Annotated in this window: 3 protein-coding genes; 1 reads left to right on the top strand and 2 read right to left on the bottom strand. The window is 39.2% G+C overall.

Annotated elements, in window-relative coordinates; translation table 11 throughout:
- The first annotated feature begins 333 nt into the window (after positions 1-333).
- Entirely contained in the window at positions 334-1,128 is a 795-nt protein-coding gene (locus H1S01_RS19795) for an SH3 domain-containing protein (RefSeq protein WP_188042108.1), read from the top strand.
- 271 nt (positions 1,129-1,399) lie between these two features.
- Here H1S01_RS19795 and H1S01_RS19790 read toward each other — a convergent pair whose 3' ends face one another.
- Both H1S01_RS19790 and H1S01_RS19785 read right to left on the bottom strand, forming a co-directional pair.
- The gene (locus H1S01_RS19790; RefSeq protein ID WP_188042107.1) at positions 1,400-1,825 is read right to left on the bottom strand and encodes a GNAT family N-acetyltransferase; all 426 of its coding nucleotides are present in this window, start codon (positions 1,823-1,825) and stop codon (positions 1,400-1,402) included.
- Between the two features lie 472 nt (positions 1,826-2,297).
- On the bottom strand, positions 2,298-2,912 hold the full coding sequence (locus tag H1S01_RS19785) for a hypothetical protein (protein ID WP_188042106.1): 615 nt from the start codon (positions 2,910-2,912) through the stop codon (positions 2,298-2,300).
- Between the last annotated feature and the right edge of the window lie 72 nt (positions 2,913-2,984).

Below are 2,984 nucleotides of genomic sequence, written 5' to 3'. Positions count from 1 at the left end.
GATTAACATGCCTCGATATTGGAGTTCAAAGGACCGTAGACCTATTTTTTTACCTAATAATTTCCTCCACCCATCAACCCCGACCCCGCACGTTCCCCCCTACGCCTCTAAAACCGCACAACCATACCATTCCATACCACAACGGGCTTCAATCGAACGTGGACCATTACAGCGGCCTTATGGGGGGTGTGGAGGTTTTTTAGGGTTTTATTTACTGCAATTCAACCGTAGTTATGCCGACTTAACGTACACAGAACGGCATTTTAATTGTTGTATGTAAAAATATTCCTTATTATAATAGTTAAGGACGATGAATTCTAGGAGAGTCGTGAAGTGACTTTAAGAACAGGTCAAAAATTAACCTTTATCATAAACCATATCGTGTTGTCCTTTTTATTTATCAGTGGATGTACGTCCCAAAATGAACCCACATCTCCCTCATCTTCGTTAACGCCAATAACATCAAATAAAGTGATCGCAAAACAAGTTCTAAAAACTCCACCAAAAAAGGCACCGACCGACCTTTTATTGAGTGATGAAAAAGCGATCAACTTTGCTTTGGAAGCGAGTAAGCGATTAGCTATTGCTTCTTTCAATCAATATCCAGAGGATCTACGACAACTCGGCTTAGATCCTAAAAATATAAAATCAAAAAATGATCTTGAGAATCTATTACAACCCTATTGGACGAATAAAACCATAGATTATATCTGGTTCGAAGGTACGGAAAATCCCGGCGGGTTTAACTTCTTTAATAATGAGGACCCTAACTTATTTGAATGCAATAATATCCGTGTTGTAGGAAGGACATCCAATTCTATTGTAATTGGAGCTGACATAGAGGCCTACGGGGAAAATGTCGTCGCAAAAACCAAACTTATCAGAACGATAGATGGTTGGAAAGCCGATATTGGTGTTTCTGCCAATAAGCTTGGTAAGATAAACTCAGATACTGTAAAAGTCTACGAAGAACCCGTTCAAAATCCAAATCAAACTATCGCAGAATTAGAAAAAGGAACACCAGTTATAATATGGCGTACCTTTGAAGATAGCCAAGAACAAAAATGGTATAGAATCCAGTTCGGTGACAAACGTGGCTTTATACTTGCCGGTTTTGTTCAAGAATAAGTTACATGAACACTTGTTTATATTTCCCTTTTCTTTAACTCTTAAACTTTCAGCCCCCTACGCCCTCAAACGCGACCAACCATACCATTCTTAGCATAACAGGGTCAAATTGAACGTGGGCATTACAGCGGCCTTATATGGGGTGTGGGGTTTTTGGGTGATTATTCACTTCATTATTTCGGCATTTATGCCGACGTTAGGCCGACAGTGCTGGGTTCCGGGATAAAAAAAACAGCCCTGGCGTGTGGACCGGGCTGATACCGTTTACTCTTTATTCATGCGGTTTTCCTATCCGACGCATACAACGAACTTCACCGAGACTGTCGACAAATCCCCACTTTTCATAAAAGGGAACCAAATCCGGCATACAGAACAGGTCGAAAATATAAACGGACTTTAACTTAGGATGATTAGATATGTACTCCATCAACTCACGACCAAGGCCCGTTTTTTGGTAAGACGATTCTACAATAACATCCAAGAGAATTGCTTTGTAAGCGAAATCTGTAATTACTCGGGCAAAGGCGATCACCTTATTTGTTTCGGATGTCGTGAAAGCCACAACGAAGTTAGAATTCTCTACCGCCCGATGGAAATCATGATACTCACGCTCTTTGCCCCACCATTCCTGCTTGCACATATGAAAAACGTCTTTTAGCTGTTCTTCATTAAGGCGGTTGATAATTTCGTAAAGCATATGGCTCCCTCACCTCCTGTTACGTCTTCGCTTTTGCTTTAGCTTTCTTCATTCGCTATAGAAAAACCTTTTAACCGCCTAATTACTTCCTTCACCCTACATAACCGCCCCTCCACATAGCTCCCTACGCCTCTCCAAAGCGACCAACCATACCATTCATACCTTAACGGGGATCAAGTCGGACGTGGGCAATTACAGCGGTCTTAAAGTGGATATGGGAGTTTTTGAGTGATAATTCACTTCATTATTTCACCATTTATACCGACGTTGGCCCGGTAACGGCAGCAACGGCGTCAAAAAACAACCGCCCACCCCCATTGGCCTCTTCGGAAAGGGCTACGAAGTGGCCGTGGAGATGAGCGGTTGTGCTGTTATGTTGTTCGGTGGTTATGCAGGATTGTTACTCAGACTGGGGTAGCGTAATTGTTATTTTAAGATAGTCAATATAGTAGATCTAACGTAAATGAAGTTATTATTTAGTACTCTGATCGTTTTCGTTTATTATCTCATCATATTTAGTTTTTATTTTTCTACCAAACTCTTCAGTATAATATAATAGTAACAAGTCAGATACGAATAGTAGAATACTTAAGATAGGCTCTATTGAATCAATTGACGTTATATTATCTAAGTCTTGACTTAGGTAGTACAACATATACATTATTATTAATACTACGGCCCCCAACAATGCGAGAATATGTTCATTACCTCGGAAAATAGGCCAACCAAAAAAACCTAATTCTTTCTTCTCTTTTTTTCGTGTTTCCTGCATAAAGTGTTCCCATTGTAATGTACTGATTTCATTGTTAAGGAGTTGTTCAATTTTAGGACGGATAACTGTAGTAACATATTTCGCTATATATATTACTATTTTGTCGTGATCGTAATATGACCAAGCAACTACGTAAAACGAAATAGGAGTAAGAAGTAAGAAGTATTTTTGGAAAATTGGGGGCATTGCATTTGTTTTGTCATAAGTTGCAAGATAAGTAAGCATACCAGCAAAAACTAAAAATATATATCGTATCAATCCCTTTTGCATTTCAAATTTCATCTTTTTTTCTTGCATAAGTGTCTTATATCGCACATTCGACACCCCTACTATGCGCCTCTAACAAATTAAACTAAAGAAAAGTGGCAAATAGGCAAGATTATTTTA

The sequence above is a fragment of the Heliobacterium chlorum genome (assembly GCF_014502795.1).
Lineage (GTDB): Bacteria > Bacillota > Desulfitobacteriia > Heliobacteriales > Heliobacteriaceae > Heliobacterium > Heliobacterium chlorum.
The sequence above is the reverse complement of the archived record's forward strand: the minus strand, read 5'-3'. Positions and strand labels throughout refer to the sequence as shown.